This is a genomic window from Curtobacterium sp. SP.BCo, assembly GCF_051903265.1.
Lineage (GTDB): Bacteria > Actinomycetota > Actinomycetes > Actinomycetales > Microbacteriaceae > Curtobacterium.
Map to the genome: position 1 here is coordinate 3541101 of NZ_CP194337.1, position 18875 is coordinate 3559975.

The window sequence follows — 18875 nt, forward strand, 5'->3', positions numbered from 1 at the left end:
CCCTCGGGGGTGACCATCGCACCACCCGAGGAAGCCGGATTCAGCATGCCCCAGGACACCCGCCCGCACGTCGTCATCGTCGGCGGTGGATTCGCCGGTGTCGCAGCCATGCGCGAACTCGCCGACGCGCCGGTGCGGGTGACCCTGGTCGACCGCCACGTCTACAACATGTTCCAGCCCCTGATGTACCAGGTGGCGACCGGCGGACTGAACGCCGGCGACGTGACCTACTTCCTGCGGAGCCTCCGCGCCAAGCAGAGCAACGCCGAGTTCCGGCACGGGCTGCTCACCGGCATCCGCCCCGAGGAGCGCATCGCCGAGATGTCCGACGGCGAGCACCTGTCGTACGACTACCTGATCCTGGCGAACGGGGTGAACACGAGCTACTTCGGCACCCCCGGCGCCTACGAGTACGCGTACTCGATGTACTCCCGCTCGCAGGCCCTGCGGATCCGCGACGAGCTGTTCACCCGGCTGGAGGAAGCGGCCGCGAACCAGGGCCCCGACGAGATCAAGATCGTCATCGTGGGCGGCGGTGCGACCGGCGTGGAGATGGCCGGCTCGCTCGCCGAACTCCGCGACCAGGCCCTCGTCGGCGCGTACCCGGAGATCGAACGGGGCGGCATCTCGATCACGCTCGTGCACCGCGGGGCCGAGCTCCTCAAGCCGTTCGCGCCGCGGCTGCGCCGGTACGCGGCGAAGATCCTCCGCAAGCGTGGCGTCGTGCTGCGGCTGAACACCGGGGTGTCCGAGGTGCGGCCCGACGGCGTGGTGACGGCCTCCGGCGAGTTCATCCCGGCGTCGCAGGTCATCTGGGCGACCGGTGTGGCCGCGCACAAGGAGGTCTCCGGCTGGGGCATGCCGCAGACCCACGGCGGACGCATCCAGGTGAACGACGACCTCAGCGTGAAGGGCGTCGAGCGGATCTTCTCCGCCGGGGACATCGCCGCCCAGGACGACGCCCTCGCCCAGCTCGCCCAGCCGGCGCTGCAGGGCGGTCGGCACTCGGCGCGGCAGATCGTGCGGCTGCTCGAGGGCAAGCCGACCGAGCACTTCAAGTACTTCGACAAGGGCACGATGGCGACCATCGGCACGAACGCCGCCGTCGCCCAGCTCCGTGGCGGCATCACGATGGTCGGGCCGGTCGCGTGGGCCGCGTGGGTGGTCGTGCACATCGCCTCGCTGCTCGGCAACGGCAACCGGCTGTCGACGCTGTCGCACTTCTTCGTGCGGTACCTGTGGTTCATGCGGAAGCGGGCGATCCCGATCGTCGGCGACGTCCGGCCCGTGCGGCCGAACGGCGACCGCGAGCCCGAGCCGTGGCAGATGCAGAAGGCGGAGTAGCGGCGCCGCGCGGGCGCGCGGGCAGGCGGGCGCGGGCGCGCGCGCTTCGTGAGCAGGAATGGTCGGGTCTCGGAACGGGACCCGACCATTTCTGCTCACCATGCGGGGTGGTGCGGCCCGACGTCGGCCGGGAGGCGCGGGGCGGGGTTGTCCCGCGCCGGCCGGCCCGGGGTGGGCGCGCCGGGCGAGGGGACGGACTCGGAACGACACCGTCGACGTCGGACGACAGCGACTTCGTCGCTCCTCACGGCGCGCGACAGGCCGCGCGTGCACCGGACGACAGGACCGACGTCGTACGACGTCGGTCCTGTCGTTCGGGGTCAGCGCTGCGCGGTGACCGCCGAGTACGCCCCCGCGGCGATGTCCTCGAGCAGGCCGGGGCCGGTCGGCTCCCAGCCGAGGAGCTTCCGCGTCTCGTCCGAGCTGGCGGACATCTCCATGCCGAAGAACCGTCCGATGAACCCGAAGTGGGACTCCGCGTCCGTGGGGTCGACGGCCGTGACGGGCAGGCCGAGCGCCTCGCCGATGGCCTCCGCGATCGCCCGGGTCGGGATCGCGGTCTCGGCGACGGCGTGCAGCTTCGTGCCGGCCGGTGCCTGCTCGAGGCCGAGCCGGACGAGTCGTGCGGCGTCGGTGACGTGCACGGCGGCCCAGTGGTTCGAGCCGTCGCCGATGTAGCCCGAGACCCCGGTGCGCTGGGCGGCGCCGACGATCGCGGCGATGAAGCCGTGGTCGCCCGTGCCGTGGGTGGTGGGGCTGAACCGGGCTGCGATCGTGCGGACGCCCTGGTCGACGAAGTCGAAGCCGCGGTTCTCGCTGCCGCCGCGCATGCTCTCCGGGCCGACGAACGGGTTCGGGTCCGCCTCGGTCGAGGGGCGGCCCTGCGCGAGACCGGCGACACCGGACGCGACGACGAAGGGCCGATCGGTGCCGACGAGCGCCTCGCCGATGGTCTCCACGGCGGCGCGCTCGCTGGCGTTCGTCGCCGCGGGGTTCGCCCAGTCGTGCTTGTTGGCGAGGTGCAGCACGCCCTCGGCCTCGCCGGCGCCGCGACGGATGGCGTCGAGGTCGTCCAGGTCGCCGCGGAGGACGGTGACGCCCTTCGCCTCGAGCGACGCGGCGGAGGCGTCGGAACGGGCGAGACCGGTGACGGTGTGACCGGCGGCGAGGAGGTCGTCGACGGTGTGGGAGCCGATCCAGCCGGAGGCCCCGGTGACGAACACGTGCATGAGCTTTCCCTTCACAGGTGTCCACGGCGGTGATGTCATGAACTGACATCACCGTAGCACTCGATGTCAGCCACTGTCATCAGTAGACTGCGGACATGGCCCGATGGCAACCCGGAACCCGTGAGCGACTGCAGGCGACCGCCCTCCAGCTCTTCGCGGAGCAGGGCTACGACCAGACGACCGTCGCGGGCATCGCCGCCGCCGCCGAGGTCACCGAGCGGACCTTCTTCCGGCACTTCGCCGACAAGCGCGAGGTGCTGTTCGCCGGGCAGGACGACTTCCTCGGCATGTTCACCGGCCCCATCGAGGCCGCCCCCGCGGACACGGCGCCGTTCGACCTCATCCGGCTCGCACTCGACGCCGCCGGCGGGTTCTTCCCGGAGGAGCGCCGCCCGTGGTCACGCGCACGGCAGAGCATCATCGACGGCAACCCGGCGCTCGGCGAACGCGAGCTCGGCAAGCTCGCGACCCTGAAGATCCGGCTGGGCGAGGTCCTGCGGGACCGCGGAGTCTCGGACCCGGGCGCGACGATGGCCGCCGAGACCGCCGTCACCGTCTTCCACCTGTCGTTCGCGCAGTGGATCGCCGACGACGAGGACCGTCCGTTCACCGAGATCGCCCACGAACGCTTGGACGCCCTGACGAGCCTGGTGCACCCCGGTCGTTGAGACGGCTCTTACCTTCCGCGAGCATCATGTAACGATCCGGTCACGACACCCGTGCCCGTGACCGTCCACCCCGAGCTCGCAGGAGGCGTCCGTGGCGACCACCACGCTCTCACCGGAGCGGATCAGCACCACCACCGTCCCGGCGACCGACGGCAGCCGCACCCGTGCGACACCGCCGCCGCCGCTGACCCACCGTGCCCCGGCCCTGGACGGCCTCCGTACGGTGGCGATCCTCATCGTGATCCTCTACCACCTGCACGTGCCGCAGTTCGAGGGCGGCTTCATCGGCGTCACGGTGTTCTTCGTCCTGTCCGGCTTCCTCATCTCGACGCTGCTGCTCGGTGAGCGTCGGCGCACCGGACGCATCCGACTCGGATCGTTCTGGACGAAGCGACTGCTGCGGCTCTACCCCGCGCTCCTCGCCCTGGTCATCGTCGGCCTGGCGCTCTGGAACTGGGTCGGCGACTACAAGGGCGCCTCGTTCTCCCCCGGCGAGGCGGCCTTCATCGCCCTGAGCTACACCGGCAACCTGTTCCGGTCGTTCTGGGACACCACGCAGGGCGTGTTCGCACACACGTGGAGCCTGTCGATGGAGGAGCAGTTCTACCTCGTCTGGCCCCCGGTCCTCGTGCTGCTGTTCGCACTCCGGGCCCGTCGGCACTGGCTGATGGTCGGGCTCGGCGTCGTCATCGTCGGTGCGGCCGCGGCGTCGTGGCTGAGCTACCGCACCCCGAACAGCGGTGCGACGCCGGACGTGTACTTCTCCCCGGTGCTCGGGGTCGTCCCGCTCGCCACCGGCTGCCTGCTCGCGCTGCTCCTCGACGACGAACGGGTGCGGACCTGGGCCGCCGGGATCGCCGGACACGTCGGCACCTGGGTGGGCATCGCCCTGCTCGCGGGCGTGCAGTTCTGGATCGACGACGACTGGACGCAGCACGGGTGGTCGTTCGGCGTCGTGCTGCCGGTCACCGGGCTCATCTCGGCGCTGCTCATCGGCGGCCTGGTCTCCGTCCGGTCGCCCGTCTCGGTCGCGCTGGCGTGGACGCCGATGTCCTGGTTCGGTCGGCGGGTGTCGTACTCGGCGTACCTCTGGCACCCCCTGGTGATCGCCCTGCTCGGGACGTTCGCGATCGGCGCCTGGGGCAAGGTGTGGCTCGTCGGCGCAGCGCTGCTCGTCGCCGTCGGTGCGGCCTACGCGGTGGAGGTGCCGGTCGAGAAGGCCCGGAAGCGCTTCCGCGAGGCACGCCGCCTGGTGGCGGCGGACCGGTCGGTTCGTGGCACGGCGGACGCCGCCGGCTGACGTGACCACCTGACGGACGGGAGGCACGGGGCGGCGTCGTCACGCGCCTCCCGTCCGGTACGGGGCCGGCTGGGCGGCCGCGCCGGCCGACCTCCGTAGGCTCGCACCGTGACCACGGAACGCGTCGACGTCCTCGTCGTCGGCGGCGGCCCCGTCGGCCTCTTCGCAGCGGCACTCCTCGCCGCGCGCGGCCTCGAGGTCGCCGTGTGGGAACGACGCACCACCGAGCCGAGCGGGTCCCGGGCGATCGGCATCCACCCGCCCTCGCTCGACGCCTTCGCCGCGATCGGCCTGGACGACCCGGTGCTCGCCGAGGCCACCCGGGTCCGTCGCGGTGTGGCGCGGAGCCGTGGTCGGACCCTCGGGACGCTGTCCTTCGACCGGGCCTCGGCCACCCACCCCTACGTCGTGACCCTCGACCAGCACCGCACCGAGGCCCTCCTGCGCGAGCGCCTCGCCGCGCTGGCGCCCACCGCGCTGCGCGTCGGCACGTCGCTCACCGCACTCGACCGGCACCGGGACCACGTCGACGCCTCCGGTGCCGGACCGGACGGCTCCCCCGTGTCGGTCCGGGCGTCGTTCGTCGTCGGGGCGGACGGCGGTCGGAGCGTCACCCGTGACCTGCTCGGCATCGGCACCACCGGCCGGGACTACCCGGACCGCTACGTGATGGGCGACTTCGCGGACGCCGAGGGGCCGGGGGCCCGCTCCGCAGCGATCGTCGACGTCGGCCCGTCGGGTGTGGTGGAGTCGTTCCCGCTCCCCGGCGATCGGCGCCGGTACGTCGTCCTGGTCCGCGACGGGGCCGCCGTCGACGCGACGCGCCTCGCCGCGATCGTGTCGGACCGCACGGGCGCCTCGCCGGAACCGTCGACCTGCACGATGACCAGCGACTTCCGCGTCCGGCGACGGGCCGCGGTCCGCGTCGGCGTCGGCCGGGTGGTGCTCATCGGCGATGCCGCGCACGAGATCAGCCCGATCGGCGGACAGGGCATGAACCTCGGCTGGGCGGACGCCGCCGAACTCGCACCGCTGCTCGCCGGGGCGGTCGGCTCGGGCTCCGCCGGGCCGTGGCCGGGGTACGCCCGCCGGCGGCAGGCGATCGCCCGCCGTGCAGCGCGGCAGGCGGAGCTGAACATGGCGCTCGGCCGTCCGCTGGGCCCGGTGAGCGCGTTCGGACGGGAGGCGCTGCTCCGGACGGTCCTGGCCCTCCCGACCGCGGACGCCCTCGCCGGCGTCTACGCGATGCGCTGGGCCTGACGGGATCCCGGTTCAGCCCACCAGCCGCGCGCCGGCGAGACCGAGCTCGACGACCAGCACGAGCGACGACGCGATGACCAGCCGGAACAGCGTGCGTGACGCCACACCCAGCAGCACGAGCCGGATGCCCGCCGCCGCCAGGACGACGACCACGACCGTCCCGAGGATCGCGAGCACCACGCCGACGCCGCGGACCGGGGCGTCCCCGAGCACCTGACCACCGAGGACGAGCAGCGCCGCGACCACCAGCGCACCGAACGCCACGACCCCGGCGCCACGGAGCCCGAGCCGGTGCGGGAACCCCCGGACTCCCGTCGCAGCGTCGTCGACCAGGTCGGGCAGGACGTTCGTGCAGTGGATCGCGACGCCGAACACCGCTCCCGTCGCGATCGCCCACCAGGCAGGCCACTGCCCCTCGGGACCCGCGGCGACGGCGACGACCGGCAGGAGGCCGAACGCGACGACGAACGGCACGACGGACCACACCGTGCGCTTCAGCCCGGCGTCGTACACCCAGCCGGCGGCGACGAGGACGAGGTGCGCCACGGCGGCCACCGGGCCGAGGAACACCGACAGGACGACCGCAGCGGCAGCGGTGCCGAACGCGGCGTTCCGCACGGTGGTGACCGCGATCAGACCCTGCGCCACCGGCTTGTCCGATCGTCCGACCGCACGGTCGCGGTCGGCGTCGATCCAGTCGTTCGCGAGGCCGATCGAGAGCTGCCCGGCGACCACCGTGAGCGCCACCAGGACGACCAGCCAGACGGGGTGCCCGACGGCGGACGCGATCACCGCGGCGAGCACCGTCACCGTCACCGTCGGGCCGGGGTGCGACGACGCGAACAGCAGGCCGGCGGTCGAACGTCGTCGTGGGGAGGTCACACGGGCACGCTGAACCGGTCGACGAGCTCACGCTTGAGCACCTTGCCGCTCGGCCCCAGCGGCAGTGCGTCGAGCACGTGCACCGCCCGCGGGAACTTGTAGGCCGCGATCTCCGCCGCGACGAAGTCGATCAGCTCCTGCGGGGTGACGGTCGCGCCGGCGCGGAGCACCACGGCGGCCTCGATCTCCTGGCCGTGCACCTCGTGCGGCACCCCGAAGACCGCGGCCATCGCGACGTCCGGGTGCGCCGCGAGGACCTCCTCGACCTGGCGCGGGTACACGTTGTACCCGTTGCGGATGATCATGTCCTTCGTGCGGTCGACGATCGTCAGGTAGCCGTCGTCGTCCTTCGTGCCGAGGTCACCGGTGCGGAACCAGCCGTCGACGATCGCCGCCGCGGTGTCCTCCGGACGGTCGAGGTACCCGTTCATCAGGTTGTGTCCGCGGATGACGAGCTCGCCGATCTCGCCGTGCGGGAGCATCACGATGGTGTCCTGCTGCTCCGGGTCGGCGATCTCGACCTCGACGCCCCACACCGGCGTGCCGATCGTGCCGGGGCGCGGCGGCCGTCCGACGTGGTTGAACGACGCGACCGGCGAGGTCTCGGTGAGCCCGTACCCCTCGTGGATGGGCGCGTCGAAGACGTCCTGGAACCGTTCGAGGACGGCGAGGGGCAGGGAGGCGCCGCCGGAGATCGCGTAGCGCAGCGTCGGCCGTGCGTCGGAGCGGGAAGCGGCGTCGAGGAGGGCCATGTACATCGTCGGGACGCCCATGAAGACCTCGCACCCGTGCTCGACCATCGCGGCGAGCGCAGCGTCCCCGTCGAACTTCGGCAGCATGACGATCGTCGCGCCGATCCGGAAGCCGGTGTTCATCGTGCACGTCTGCCCGAACGTGTGGAACAGCGGCAGGGCGCCGAGGAGGACGTCCCCGCGGTGCATGTCGAACGTCGTCATCAGGTTCGTGTTGACCTGCTCGAGCAGTGCGAAGTGCGAGCCCTCCGCACCCTTGGGCTGGCCGGTGGTGCCGCTCGTGTACAGGATCGTCGCGGTGTCGAACGGGTCGCGCGGCTCGTACGTCCGGAGCGGTTCGGCCCGCTGCGCGAGGTCCTCGAGCCGGTCGCGGCCGGTCTCCGACCCCTCCGGCGCCAGGACGGTCACGACGTCGACGTCCGCGAGGTCGGCGCCCGCCGCCCCCTCGGCCAGCAGCGGCGCGGCGCAGACGAGCAGGGTCGCCCCGCTGTCGCGCAGGACGTACTCGATCTCGCGGCGCTTCAGCAGGGCGTGCACCGGGACGGCGACCGCGCCGAGCGCCAGGGTGGCGTAGTAGACCCGGGGGAAGTCCTCGACGTTCGGGACGAGCATCGCGACCCGTGCGCCCTCCGTCACCCCGCGTGCGCGCAGGGCCCCGGCGTACGCGAGCGTCTGCGACCAGAGTTCGGCGTAGGTGGTGCGGCGGTCCCCGACGATCACGGCGACGTCGTCCGGGTACCGCGCGGCGGACTCGGCGAGGATCGCCGCGACGGAGGCGGTGGCGTGCGTCCGTCGGGTGGTGCTGGGGTGCTGGGTGGACGACATGCCGGTCTCCGTCTCCGTTGACGAGTACATGTCGCGATCCTAGGACGCCGCCCTCTCCGTCAGCCGTGACGGACTGTCCCCAGTACGGGATCCGGTGCCGCCGCGGCCGCACGTCGGCGACCGATGACCCCGGACGCGAGCGCGATCCCGAGCAGGACGACGAGGCCGCCGACCGGTTCGTTCCACCGCACGTGTTCGCCGAGCACCAGCACGCCGAGCACCACGCCGACGACGGGCGTCAGGTAGGTGACCGTCGACGCGCGCCCCGCGCCCCATGCCTGGACCAGCCGCGTGTTCCAGGCGTAGGCCAACCCCGTGCCGATGCAACCCAGGGCGAGCATCGCGCCCACGATCCTCCAGTCCAGCTGCACCGGGCCGGTGGCGATGACGGGCGCGACGAGCAGGAGCAGCCCGGACGCCAGCGTGAGCTGCACCGTCGCGATCGTGACCGGGTCGGAGCCGCTCGCGACCGCCACCCGGCGCAGGTAGGCGAGTCCGACGCCGTAGCAGGCGGTCATCCCGAGCAGTGCGACCTGACCGGGGACGCTGGCGAGCACCGCGGGGTCGCCGAGGACGTCCCACGGGCCGACCAGCACGAGCACGCCCACGATGCCGAGCACGATCCCGACGACCTGTCGTCCGCGCAGCCGCTCGGACGGCACCAGGACGGCGAGCGCCGCCATCGTCATGATCGGCGTCGTCGCGTTGTAGATGCTCGCGAGCCCGGACGGCACCGTCTGCTCCGCCCACGCCATCAGGGAGGACGGCACGGCGTTGAGGAACACCGACACGACGAGCAGGTGCGCCCACACCCGGGGCTCGCGCGGCCAGCGACGGCGTGTCAGGAGCAGCACGGCGACGAGCGTCAGCGCCCCGAGGACGGTCCGCACCGTGGCGACCTGCTGCGGAGCGAGGCCGTCGAGCCCGATCTTCGCGAACAGGAAGCTCGAGCCCCAGGTCAGGGCCACCAGGAGGTAGAGGACGACGTTCATGTGGCCTAGTGTCGACATCTCCAGCGCATGCGGCAAACGCATGCGGCTCATGATCGGATGAGGACAACGCATGACCGTCTCGGTGCCCCAGCTCCGCGCGTTCGTCGCGATCGTCGACGCCGGCTCGTTCACGACCGCCGCCGCACAGCTCGGCGTCGGACAGTCCGCCGTCTCGCACGCCGTCGCCGGGTTCGAGCGCGAGGTCGGCGGCTCCGTCGTGCGCCGCGGAGCGGCCACCGTCCCCACACCGCTGGGCGAACGCCTGTTGGCGCACGCCCGCAGCGTGCTCGCCTCCGTCGACGCCCTGGAGGCAGTGGTCCGGCCCGCCACGGCGCGCGGCACCGTGCGGCTCGCCGCCGTCCCCACCGTCTGCCAGGGCCTGCTGCCGCGGCTCCGCGAACTCTGGGCGGTCACCCTGCCGGACGTCGACGTGCAGGTCTACGAGGGCGACGACGACGAGATGCCCGAGTGGCTCGAGGCCGGGACGGTCGACGCGGCGGTCCTGGTCGATCCCTCGCCGGTGCCGGACGGCGGGGTCGTCGTCGCGCAGGACGAGATGGCAGCGGTCGTCCGGCGTGACCACCCGCTCGCCGACCTGCCCGCACTGACGCTCGACGACCTGCACGAGGACGGGCTCGTCGCCGGAGGCGGTGGCTGCGAACGCCAGATCCAACGGTTGCACGAGCTCGAAGGGCAGCCGTTCCGCTGGGCGCACCGGGTGCGGGAGATGAGCACGATGTTCGGGATGATCGAACGCGGCGAAGGGGTCTCGATCGTGCCGACGCTCGGGCGTGGGATGCTGCCGCCGGACCTCGTGATGGTGCCGATGGCGCGGCGACTCTCACGCACGCTCGTGCTGAGCGGGCCGGTGTCGCGGGAGTGGCACCCGTTGGCGCGGGCGCTGGTCGACGCGGTCTGAGCCGACAGGGTTGCAGTTGCAAGTGCAACCCCAGTACCGTGGGGTACCCGACACCGAAGGCAGGAGGCTCCACATGCGCAGCAACGCCGTCACTGTCGCCGACGTCCCGGCCGACGAACTCGCCCGGACCGAGGCAGCCGAGCTGGTCCGCACGACGGGAGACCGCCGGATCGTCGGCGTCACCGTGGAGCTCGATGACGGGATGACGACAGCGCTCCCGGAACGGCTGAGCACGTTCCTCGCAGACCTGCTCGACAGCATGGCGTCCGGCGCAGGAGTCTCGACGACCGTCCTGCCGGACGAGATGACCACGACGGTGGCGGCCGACGTCATCGGGGTGTCACGTCCCACCCTGATGAAGCTCATCCGTCGCGGCGAGATCGCAGCACGCACCGTCGGGACACACCACCGCCTGCGCCGCGAAGACGTCCTGCTCCTCCGGGCCGCGCGGCAGCAGACCCGGCAGGACTCCGCCCGAGCGGTCCTCGAAGCCGGCGAAGCGTTCGACTGAGCACCACCTCCGCAGTATCGTGTGAAATGTGATGCTGCAGCGGGTCTTCGTCGACGCCAACGTTCTCTGCAGTCGGACGCTGCGTGACTGGATCTGTCTGCTGCGGCTCCGCACCGACGGGATGTTCCAGCTGCACACGACGGAGGACGTCCTCGCCGAGACGGTGCGCACGCTGCGCCGCCGACATCCAGAACTCCCGGGCGGTGCGGTGACGCGACTGCGTGCGGCGGTGCTCGGTGCCATCGACGAACTCGTCGAGGACTTCGACGCGACGGTGCCCTACCGGGGCTCCGACCCGGACGATCGGCACGTCCACGCCGCCGCCGTGGCGTGCCGGGCGCACGTCCTGCTGACGCAGGACCACGGACTCACGTCCGATGACGCCGCGCACTACGAGGTCCACCGGTGCGACGACTTCTTCGTACTCGTCGACGACTCTGCTCCTGCCGCGGTCCGCGACGTCGTCCGCCAGCAGGCGCGGTACTGGGCCGATCGGCCGGCCGGGTCACGCCGGAGTCTCGTGACCGCGCTCCTTGACGCCGACTGCCCGCAGTTCGCGCGCCGTGTCGAGCTGCACCTGCGGGTGCTCACGGGTCGGGCGGAGCACCTGCGGGTGGTCTGACGCTGCGCGGAGGGACGATCGGCAGGATGGGGCGATGGCCGAGACGCACGTGAAGACCTTCACCGACCCGCACGAAGCCGCCGCCGAGGCAGCCGGTCTGGCCTGGTTGGCCGCGGCCGAGGAGACCGGGGGCACCAGGATCGCCCGAGTCCTCGGACGCCCGTCGCCCACCGTGCTCGACCTCGAGCTGATCGACGACGGCACGCCGACCGCGGCGCAGGCGGAGCGGTTCGGCCGGTCGCTCGCGCACACCCACGCCGCCGGCGCGGACGGCTGGGGGACGCCCGCCCCGGGCTTCCCGTCGGACGGTCCGCTCCGGATGGGCCGGTCCGGCACGCCGTTCGTCACCGCCGACGACGCCCCGTCGACGTGGGGCGAGTTCTTCGCCGAGTACCGCATCCGCGACTTCGTCCGCCGGATCGTCGACACCGGCGGGTTCGACCGGACCGAGGCCGCACTGTTCGACCGTGTCGCCGACCGGGTGCAGGACGGCACGCTCGGCGCACCCCAGCCCGCGCTCGTCGGAGACCGGCCGGCACGGCTGCACGGCGACCTGTGGGCGGGCAACGTGCTGTGGCCGAGCGACCACGACGAACCGACCGGAGCGGTGCTCATCGACGCGAACCCGCACGGCGGGCACGGCGAGACGGACCTCGCGCTCCTGGCACTCTTCGGACTCCCCCGGCTCGAGACGGTCATCGACGCCTACGACTCCGAGTCACGCCTGGCGGACGGCTGGCAGGACCGCGTCGAGCTGCACCAGCTCGCGCCGCTGCTGCTGCACGTGTTCCTGTTCGGCGGCTCGTACACCGGGGCTGCCCTGCGAGCCGCACGGCGCTACGCCTGACATCGCACCGTGCGAGGGCCGCCCGCCAGGGTGGCGTCGCACCGTGCGAGGCGCGCCCGCCACGGTGCGAGGTCCCGCGCAGTGCGCGAGCCGCGTGCCGTCCCACGGTGCACGGAACCTCGCACCCTGCGGCCGTGCACCCCCGCGCCGCGGCTGGCCGTCGCACCGTGCGAGGGGCGGAGCCCGCGTGAGCGGGTCTTAGGAACCGCCAAGCCGGAGCATCGGGTCGTTCGGGGATCGCCCGGAATCCTCACTGCCATGACCACGTACCCGATCCCCGTGACCGACCGACGCGACCGCGCGCACAGTGCCGCGCGGGACCGGCGTCGCACGCCCCTCACGCGACTGTTCCTCGGCGAGCGCGAGGACGCCCGCTGGCTCCGCCCGGCGTTCTGGGCGCTCCTCGTCGTGACCGCCGTGGTGTACCTCTGGGACCTCAGCGCCTCCGGGTACGCCAACAGCTTCTACGCCGCGGCCGTGCAGGCCGGCACGAAGTCGTGGGAGGCGTTCTTCTTCGGCTCGCTCGACTCGTCGAACTTCATCACCGTCGACAAACCACCGGCCTCGCTGTGGGTGATGGTGCTGTCCGCCCGACTGTTGGGCTTCTCGAGCTTCAGCCTGCTGCTCCCCCAGGCGCTGTCGGCCGTCGGTTCGGTCGCGCTGGTCTGGGGCACGGTCCGCCGGACGCTCACCCGGCTGGGCAGCACCACCGCGAACGTCGGTGCGCTGCTCGCGGGCTTCGTCGTCGCCGCCACCCCGGCGGCCGCGCTGATGTTCCGGTTCGACAACCCGGACGCCCTGCTCGTCCTGCTGATGACCGCCGGCGCGTACTGCACGGTGCGGGCGCTCCCGGGGGGCAGCTGGAAGTGGATCGCGCTCGCCGGCGTCGCCCTCGGGTTCGCGTTCCTGACCAAGATGCTGCAGGGGCTGCTCGTCCTGCCGGCCTTCGGTCTCGTGTACCTCTTCGCTGCCCGCACCACGTGGGGCCGGCGCGTCGTCGGGCTCCTGATCGCGGCAGGTTCCCTGGTGGTCGCGGCCGGCTGGTGGGTCGTCGCCGTGGCGATCTGGCCCGCGGATGCCCGCCCGTACATCGGCGGCTCGACGAACAACACCGTGCTCGACCTGGTGTTCGGCTACAACGGCCTCGGGCGCATCTTCGGCGGCTCGGGCAACGGCGGCGGAGGCGGCGGGATGACCGGCGGCACCGCGGGCTCGTCGTTCGGCGGGTCCACCGGGTTGAACCGGCTGTTCTCGTCCGAGATGGGCCTGGAGATCTCGTGGCTCCTGCCCGCGGCGCTCCTGGCGCTCGTGCTGGGTCTGGTCGTCGTGGGTCGCCGCCACCTCGCCGACCCCGCCCGGGCCGGGCTGGTCCTCTGGGGCGGTTGGCTGATCGTCACCGGGCTCGTGTTCTCGTACATGTCCGGGACGATCCACCCGTACTACACGGTCGCGCTCGTGCCGGCGATCGCCGGGCTCGTCGGCACGGGCGGCGCCCTCCTGTGGCACGCCCGCGAGCGGTTCCTCGGACGCCTCGGCCTCGCCGCGATGACCGGCGTCACCGCGTTCTGGGGCTGGTGCCTGCTCAACGAGGACCCGACGTGGCTGCCCTGGCTCCGCTGGGTGGTGCTCGCCGGCGGGCTGCTGTCCGCTGCTGCGATCGTCGTCGGCAGCGTGCCGACGCTCCGCAAGCTGGTTGCCGTGGGCGTCCTCGCCGGCACCCTGTTCGGGCTCACCGGGACCACGGCCTACGCCCTCGCCACGACGACCGTCGCGCACTCCGGGTCGATCCCGAGCGTCGGTCCGGCGGGCAGCAGCACCGGTGGGATGGGCGGCGGTGGAACCGGCGGCGGCATGCCGGGAGGCGCGGGAGGACCGGGTGGGACCACCTCCGGTACCGGGACGGACGGGTCCGACACCACGGACGGCACCCAGCAGGGACCCGGCGGGACACCGCCCGGCGGCACGACCGGAGCGGCCCCCGAGGGCACGACCGGCAGCGGGACCGACGGTGGCGCCGGCGGCGGCACCGGAGGCAGCGCCGGCGGCCAGGGCGGTTCGACCTCGTCCGCGCTGCAGAAGCTCCTCGAGGCATCCGACGCGAAGTGGGCGGCGGCGGTCAACGGGTCCCAGTCGGCCGCGCAGCTCGAGCTCGACACCGACACCGCCGTGATGGCGATCGGCGGCTGGTCGAGCGACCCGGCCCCCACGCTCGCCGAGTTCCAGGCCTGGGTCGCAGCCGGTGACGTCGGGTACTACATCTCCTCGGGGTCGGGCGGCGGCGCGATGGGCGGCGGCTCCTCCACGGCGTCGGCGATCCAGGAGTGGGTCGCGGCGAACTACAGCAGCACCACGGTCGGCGGGCAGACGGTCTACGACCTGAGCGACCCGAAGTAGGCTCCGGGACATGCCCGCGCTCCCGTTGCTGCGCACCGACGGCAGCCCCGTCCGTGTGCTGGTCGTCGACGACGAGCACGCCCTCGCGGACGCCGTCGCCCTCGCGTTCGAGGGCGACGGCTGGTCCGTGCGGGCCGTGCACCGCGGCCGGGACGTGCTCTTCGCGGCGCGGGAGTTCCAGCCCGACGTCATCGTCCTCGACGTGATGCTCCCGGACATCGACGGGTTCGAGGTCCTCGAACGGCTGCGGGACTCCCGGGACGCGGTCCGGGTGCTGTTCCTCACCGCCCGGGACGCCCCCGAGGACCGCCTCGCCGGGCTCACCGGCGGGGGCGACGACTACCTGACCAAGCCGTTCGGCATCGACGAACTGCTCGTCCGCGCCCGGATCCTCGCCCGGACGTCCGCCCGGGTGGCAGCCGCCGGCGGCGCAGAGACCCTCGTCGGCGACCTGCGCCTGGACGAGGACGCCCGCACGGTCAGCCGCGCCGGCGACCCCATCGACCTCACCCCCACGGAGTACGAGCTGCTGCGCCACCTCGCCCGGAACGCGAACCGGGTGCTGTCCCGGGAGCAGTTGCTCGCGGGCGTGTGGGGGATGGACTTCGGCACCTCGTCCAACCTCGTCGACATGTACGTCTCGTACCTGCGGAAGAAACTCGACGCCGGACGCGAGCCGATGCTGCAGACCGTCCGCGGGGCCGGGTACGTCCTCCGCCCGGCGACGTGAGGCGACCGTCCGGGGCGAGCCGCGCCTCCCGGCCCGATCGCACGCACCGCGTGCCGTCGCTCCGCTGGCGCATCGTGGCCGCCGTGGTCCTGCTGCTCGTCGCGACGAACGTCGTCGTGGGTGCCGTGACGGTCGTCGCGTTCCGCGGGTACCTCGTGCAGCGGCTCGACGCCGAGCTCTCGACCGCCGCGAACCGGACGGTCGGCGGACCGGACGGCCAGCGGCCACCGCCACCGACCTCCGGCACCGGAGCGGATCCGAACAACGCGTTCATCGGCGCTCCCGGACAGTCCGCCGGAACGGTCGTCGCCATCTTCCGCGACGGGACGGCCGTGCTCGGCGGGTACACGGACAGCGCGGGGAAGCAGCACGGCCTCACCGCGGCGCAGGAGCGGACCCTCTCCGCGGTGCGGCGCGGCGGCGACCCCGCGACGATCGATCTCGGAACGCTCGGGACCTACCGGGTGCAGGCGGTCGGCGACGACGGGGACGTGTTCGTCACGGCACTCCCCGTCGGTGCCCTCGACGCCGCGATCGGTCGGCTCCTCCTCGTCATCGGCATCGTCACGGTCGCGGGGTCGGTCATCGCCGCGTTCGCGGTGCGGTTGCTCGTCCGGCGGTCGCTGCGGCCGCTGGAACGCGTCGCCGACGTCGCATCCGACGTCACGACGCTGGACCTCGAGCGCGGCGACACCGACATCCCCGGCCGCGTGTCCGCCGCCGACCTCCGCGCGAACCGCGAGGTCGGACAGGTCGGCACCGCGCTGAACCGACTGCTCGGACACGTGGCCCGCGCGCTCACGGTCCGACGCGACGCCGAGGCCGGGATGCGGACGTTCATCGCCGACGCCTCGCACGAGCTGCGCACCCCGATCGCCACCGTGCGCGCCTACGCCGAGCTGACCGCCACCACGTCGGACGTCGACACGATGCACCGGAACGTCGAACGGATCGGACGCGAGGCCGTGCGGATGGGCGACCTGGTGGACGAACTCCTGCTGCTCGCGCGGCTCGACGCGGGCGTGACGGCGACCACGCCGGCGCCCTCGCGGGAGCCGGTCGACCTGACGTCGCTCGTCGTCGAGGGCACGATGGACGCCCGTGCGACCGCACCCGACCACCGGTGGACCCTGCAGGTGCTGGACGACCACCCGGTCACCGTGCGCGGCGACGAAGCGCAGCTCCGCCGGGTGGTGACGAACCTGCTCGCCAACGCCCGGACGCACACCCCCGCGGGCACGGCGGTCGTCGTGTCGGTGCAGCGGGTCGGGGAGGTCGTGCGGTTCGTGGTGGCGAACGACGGACCACCGATCCCCGCCGACGCCCTGCCGACGCTGTTCGACCGGTTCACCCGCGGCGAGGCGTCGCGGACCCGGTCGCACGGGCAGGGGACGAGCGGCCTCGGGCTGGCGATCGTCCGGGCGGTGGTGACGGCGCACGGCGGACAGGTGCGGGTGGTGTCCGAGCCGGGGCGGACGGCGTTCACGGTGGAGTTGCCGGGCGCGGAGTCGGCCGACGGGCCGGCCGGCGCGCCCGGGCCGGGCGGCGCGCCCGGGCCGGGCGACGGGCCGGGCGGCGCGCCGGGTGCGATCGCTTCGTGAGCAGGAATCGTCGGGCGGCCGTCGTCGACCCGACGATTCCTGCTCATGAAACGGCGGCGATCGGACGCATACTGGGAGTGACGAGGGGGTCACGATGACGAACGCGTACGACAAGCTGCCGGAACGACCACGCGCCGACGACCTGGTCGTCGAGGTGCCCGCGTTCGAGGACGACCGACCGCAGCCCGAGCCCGCGCCGCCGGCAGCCGCCCCGGAACTCGTCGCCGCGACGGAGTTCGCACGGGCCTCGCACGCCCGGCCCACCATCCGCCGGACGCAGATCCGAGCCGGCGCCTGGATCGCCGGGGTGCCGATCGCCGTCCTCGCGGTGGTGGCGGTGGTGCAGGTCCTGCTCCCGCGCTGACTGCGGACCCGTCGCCGGCACCGCGGCGCATCGTGGCACGTGTCAGGGATCCGGGCACGGTCGTCAGACGATCGTCCAACGTCCGGCCCGAACCCGTGCGCAGACGGCCACATCGACGCAGGCTGGGTCACGTCCGAGCAAGACGACCCGAACGGGTCACCACTGCAGAGATGGGAAGCAGATCATGAAGTCGTTCCAGTCGAAGACCGTCAAGACCCTCGCCGGCACCGTTCTCGGCGGCGCCGTCATCGCCGGCGCGTTCGTCGCCGCTCCGGCGCAGGCAGCCGAGCCCGCCCCCACGACCTCGGCATCGAGCAGCGTCGGCGGCAGCGGGAACGTCAACGTCAACCTCGACCCGGTCGCGATCGTCAACGCGATCAAGGACGCCGTCAACGACCAAGGTGACCGCGGCGGTGCCGTGCAGGCCGCGCTGGACGTCGGCTACTGGAACGCCGGCAACCCGGACCGTCTGACGGTCGCCGTGGTGAACAAGAACCAGGACATCTCCGTCGAGGGCGACGTCGCCGATGCCCAGTCGATCGACATCAAGGGCGGGAACTACGTCATCTACTGGTTCAAGGGCCCCGGCAAGATCACGAACAACGGTGACGGCGGCTGGCTGAACTGGGGCGCGTTCGGGAACATCGAGCGCATCGACAACGTCATCAGCGTGAACGGCGGCTGACCCGCGCGCGACGATCCGACGCCCCTTGCGACCCCGGTCTCAAGGGGCGTCGTCGTACGTCGCGGACCCGGCGCCGAGCTCGGTCGCGGACCCGGGTCCCGGGCCGGATCCGGACCCGAGCTCCGGCGGCCAGGTCCGTGCGGCGGCCCGCGGTGCGCACCGCGACCGGATCCAGCCCTTGACGAACGCGACCGAGACCATGGCCGTCCGGTTCGGCGCCTTCCACGACCGCATCAGCCGTCCGAGGTGCCACGCGACCGCCTGCCGGCTGTAGGAGGTCTCCTTCGCGATCTGCTCGTTCGAGAGCCCGTGCGCGGCGAGCGCCAGCATCCGTTCCTCGGTCTCGTCGAGGCCGGGTGCTCCGGCGACGAGGTCGATCTCGCCCGTCGTGACCGCCGCGGCAGGAGCGGCCTGAGCAGCCGGAGCGGCTACCGGACGACGGCGTTCCCGGGCCCACGCCTCCGCCCAGCAGGACCCCAGCTCGTGGGCGACGAGCGACGCCCGACTCATCGCGAGCATGGTGCGCGCGGCATGGTCGGGGCTGACGGACCTGCCGCGTGTGGCGGTGTGCATCACGAGCGCGAACACCCGGATCGCGGGGAGGGCCCCACGGAGCACCACCGACACGTCGACGCGCGGGTCGCCGGCACTCGCGGCGGCGACGGTCCGCAGCCGGGCCAGGCACTCGCGGTCCACGGGCTCCCCGTGCTCCACCGCCCGCAGCGCTGCCGGCAGGACGAGGGGGACGATCTCCTCGTAGCGCTGCCGGAGCCAGTCGTGCCCGTCCGGCCGGATGCCGTGCAGCGGCGGCGCCAGCAGCAGCTCCTCGAACTCCGGACACCGTTCGTCGAGGTCCAGCCCCAGTCGTTCACCCGGGAGCAGCACGGACGTCCGCTGTCCCTCGTCCGGTCCGGCCACGGCGCCCCCTCATCAGCACCCGTCGCCCTGAC

General features: G+C 72.9%; 18 protein-coding genes. 13 read left to right on the forward strand and 5 right to left on the reverse strand.

Features of this window, described 5'->3' with window-relative positions; translation table 11 throughout:
* Positions 1 to 9 precede the first annotated feature (9 nt).
* Positions 10 to 1344 (forward strand): NAD(P)/FAD-dependent oxidoreductase, encoded by a 1335-nt coding sequence (locus ACRQ4B_RS16775; protein ID WP_439692527.1) that lies wholly within the window; start codon positions 10 to 12, stop codon positions 1342 to 1344.
* 320 nt (positions 1345 to 1664) lie between these two features.
* On the opposite strand, the gene ACRQ4B_RS16780 is transcribed toward ACRQ4B_RS16775, so the two are convergent.
* On the reverse strand, positions 1665 to 2573 hold the full coding sequence (locus ACRQ4B_RS16780; protein ID WP_439692528.1) for an SDR family oxidoreductase: 909 nt from the start codon (positions 2571 to 2573) through the stop codon (positions 1665 to 1667).
* A gap of 95 nt (positions 2574 to 2668) precedes the next feature.
* Between ACRQ4B_RS16780 and ACRQ4B_RS16785 the strand changes: the two genes are divergently transcribed.
* The 3 genes from ACRQ4B_RS16785 (at position 2669) to ACRQ4B_RS16795 (ending at position 5801) form a co-directional block, all read left to right on the forward strand.
* A complete protein-coding gene (locus tag ACRQ4B_RS16785) occupies positions 2669 to 3241 on the forward strand; it encodes a TetR/AcrR family transcriptional regulator (protein WP_439692529.1) in 573 nt (190 codons plus the stop codon).
* A 91-nt stretch (positions 3242 to 3332) separates the two neighbouring features.
* Positions 3333 to 4541, forward strand: coding sequence for an acyltransferase family protein (locus ACRQ4B_RS16790; RefSeq protein ID WP_439692530.1), 1209 nt, complete (start codon positions 3333 to 3335; stop codon positions 4539 to 4541).
* 108 nt (positions 4542 to 4649) lie between these two features.
* A complete protein-coding gene (locus ACRQ4B_RS16795; RefSeq protein WP_439692531.1) occupies positions 4650 to 5801 on the forward strand; it encodes an FAD-dependent oxidoreductase in 1152 nt (383 codons plus the stop codon).
* A gap of 12 nt (positions 5802 to 5813) precedes the next feature.
* On the opposite strand, the gene ACRQ4B_RS16800 is transcribed toward ACRQ4B_RS16795, so the two are convergent.
* From ACRQ4B_RS16800 to ACRQ4B_RS16810, 3 genes are read right to left on the reverse strand one after another with little or no spacing between them, the layout of a single operon-like run.
* A complete protein-coding gene (locus tag ACRQ4B_RS16800) occupies positions 5814 to 6683 on the reverse strand; it encodes a UbiA family prenyltransferase (protein WP_439692532.1) in 870 nt (289 codons plus the stop codon).
* Positions 6680 to 8260 (reverse strand): long-chain-fatty-acid--CoA ligase, encoded by a 1581-nt coding sequence (locus ACRQ4B_RS16805; protein ID WP_439694427.1) that lies wholly within the window; start codon positions 8258 to 8260, stop codon positions 6680 to 6682. The genes ACRQ4B_RS16800 and ACRQ4B_RS16805 overlap by 4 nt, the downstream gene beginning before the upstream one ends.
* Positions 8261 to 8319: 59 nt before the next feature.
* Positions 8320 to 9252: a DMT family transporter gene (locus ACRQ4B_RS16810; RefSeq protein WP_439692533.1), complete on the reverse strand. Its 933-nt coding sequence runs from the start codon at positions 9250 to 9252 to the stop codon at positions 8320 to 8322.
* A 70-nt stretch (positions 9253 to 9322) separates the two neighbouring features.
* Between ACRQ4B_RS16810 and ACRQ4B_RS16815 the strand changes: the two genes are divergently transcribed.
* The 9 genes from ACRQ4B_RS16815 (at position 9323) to ACRQ4B_RS16855 (ending at position 17925) form a co-directional block, all read left to right on the forward strand.
* Complete coding sequence (locus ACRQ4B_RS16815) at positions 9323 to 10171, forward strand: LysR family transcriptional regulator (protein ID WP_439692534.1); 849 nt, start codon at positions 9323 to 9325, stop codon at positions 10169 to 10171.
* Between the two features lie 73 nt (positions 10172 to 10244).
* The gene (locus tag ACRQ4B_RS16820) at positions 10245 to 10682 is read left to right on the forward strand and encodes a helix-turn-helix domain-containing protein (RefSeq protein ID WP_439692535.1); all 438 of its coding nucleotides are present in this window, start codon (positions 10245 to 10247) and stop codon (positions 10680 to 10682) included.
* Between the two features lie 31 nt (positions 10683 to 10713).
* A complete protein-coding gene (locus ACRQ4B_RS16825; RefSeq protein ID WP_439694428.1) occupies positions 10714 to 11304 on the forward strand; it encodes a PIN domain-containing protein in 591 nt (196 codons plus the stop codon).
* A 34-nt stretch (positions 11305 to 11338) separates the two neighbouring features.
* Positions 11339 to 12151 carry a fructosamine kinase family protein gene (locus tag ACRQ4B_RS16830; protein ID WP_439692536.1) on the forward strand — a complete coding sequence of 271 codons (813 nt, stop codon included), beginning with the start codon at positions 11339 to 11341 and terminating at the stop codon, positions 12149 to 12151.
* A 258-nt stretch (positions 12152 to 12409) separates the two neighbouring features.
* Positions 12410 to 14545, forward strand: a complete 2136-nt coding sequence (locus tag ACRQ4B_RS16835; protein WP_439692537.1) for an ArnT family glycosyltransferase — start codon at positions 12410 to 12412, stop codon at positions 14543 to 14545.
* Positions 14546 to 14555: 10 nt separating this feature from the next.
* Positions 14556 to 15275: a response regulator transcription factor gene (locus ACRQ4B_RS16840; RefSeq protein ID WP_439692538.1), complete on the forward strand. Its 720-nt coding sequence runs from the start codon at positions 14556 to 14558 to the stop codon at positions 15273 to 15275.
* A gap of 50 nt (positions 15276 to 15325) precedes the next feature.
* Positions 15326 to 16876: a sensor histidine kinase gene (locus ACRQ4B_RS16845; RefSeq protein WP_439692539.1), complete on the forward strand. Its 1551-nt coding sequence runs from the start codon at positions 15326 to 15328 to the stop codon at positions 16874 to 16876.
* Positions 16877 to 16970: 94 nt separating this feature from the next.
* Complete coding sequence (locus ACRQ4B_RS16850; protein ID WP_439692540.1) at positions 16971 to 17240, forward strand: hypothetical protein; 270 nt, start codon at positions 16971 to 16973, stop codon at positions 17238 to 17240.
* A gap of 184 nt (positions 17241 to 17424) precedes the next feature.
* Positions 17425 to 17925, forward strand: a complete 501-nt coding sequence (locus tag ACRQ4B_RS16855) for a hypothetical protein (protein WP_439692541.1) — start codon at positions 17425 to 17427, stop codon at positions 17923 to 17925.
* Positions 17926 to 17964: 39 nt separating this feature from the next.
* On the opposite strand, the gene ACRQ4B_RS16860 is transcribed toward ACRQ4B_RS16855, so the two are convergent.
* Positions 17965 to 18843 (reverse strand): helix-turn-helix transcriptional regulator, encoded by an 879-nt coding sequence (locus ACRQ4B_RS16860; protein WP_439692542.1) that lies wholly within the window; start codon positions 18841 to 18843, stop codon positions 17965 to 17967.
* Between the last annotated feature and the right edge of the window lie 32 nt (positions 18844 to 18875).

Excerpts from the sequence above, each read along its gene's own strand:
- ACRQ4B_RS16780 (WP_439692528.1), bottom strand. The coding sequence starts at position 2,573 with ATGCACGTGTTCGTCACCGGGGCCTCCGGCTGGATCGGCTCCCACACC.
- ACRQ4B_RS16785 (WP_439692529.1), top strand. The coding sequence starts at position 2,669 with ATGGCCCGATGGCAACCCGGAACCCGTGAGCGACTGCAGGCGACCGCC.
- ACRQ4B_RS16805 (WP_439694427.1), bottom strand. The coding sequence starts at position 8,260 with ATGTCGTCCACCCAGCACCCCAGCACCACCCGACGGACGCACGCCACC.
- ACRQ4B_RS16810 (WP_439692533.1), bottom strand. The coding sequence starts at position 9,252 with ATGAACGTCGTCCTCTACCTCCTGGTGGCCCTGACCTGGGGCTCGAGC.
- ACRQ4B_RS16815 (WP_439692534.1), top strand. The coding sequence starts at position 9,323 with ATGACCGTCTCGGTGCCCCAGCTCCGCGCGTTCGTCGCGATCGTCGAC.
- ACRQ4B_RS16820 (WP_439692535.1), top strand. The coding sequence starts at position 10,245 with ATGCGCAGCAACGCCGTCACTGTCGCCGACGTCCCGGCCGACGAACTC.
- ACRQ4B_RS16825 (WP_439694428.1), top strand. The coding sequence starts at position 10,714 with ATGCTGCAGCGGGTCTTCGTCGACGCCAACGTTCTCTGCAGTCGGACG.
- ACRQ4B_RS16830 (WP_439692536.1), top strand. The coding sequence starts at position 11,339 with ATGGCCGAGACGCACGTGAAGACCTTCACCGACCCGCACGAAGCCGCC.
- ACRQ4B_RS16835 (WP_439692537.1), top strand. The coding sequence starts at position 12,410 with ATGACCACGTACCCGATCCCCGTGACCGACCGACGCGACCGCGCGCAC.
- ACRQ4B_RS16840 (WP_439692538.1), top strand. The coding sequence starts at position 14,556 with ATGCCCGCGCTCCCGTTGCTGCGCACCGACGGCAGCCCCGTCCGTGTG.
- ACRQ4B_RS16850 (WP_439692540.1), top strand. The coding sequence starts at position 16,971 with ATGACGAACGCGTACGACAAGCTGCCGGAACGACCACGCGCCGACGAC.
- ACRQ4B_RS16855 (WP_439692541.1), top strand. The coding sequence starts at position 17,425 with ATGAAGTCGTTCCAGTCGAAGACCGTCAAGACCCTCGCCGGCACCGTT.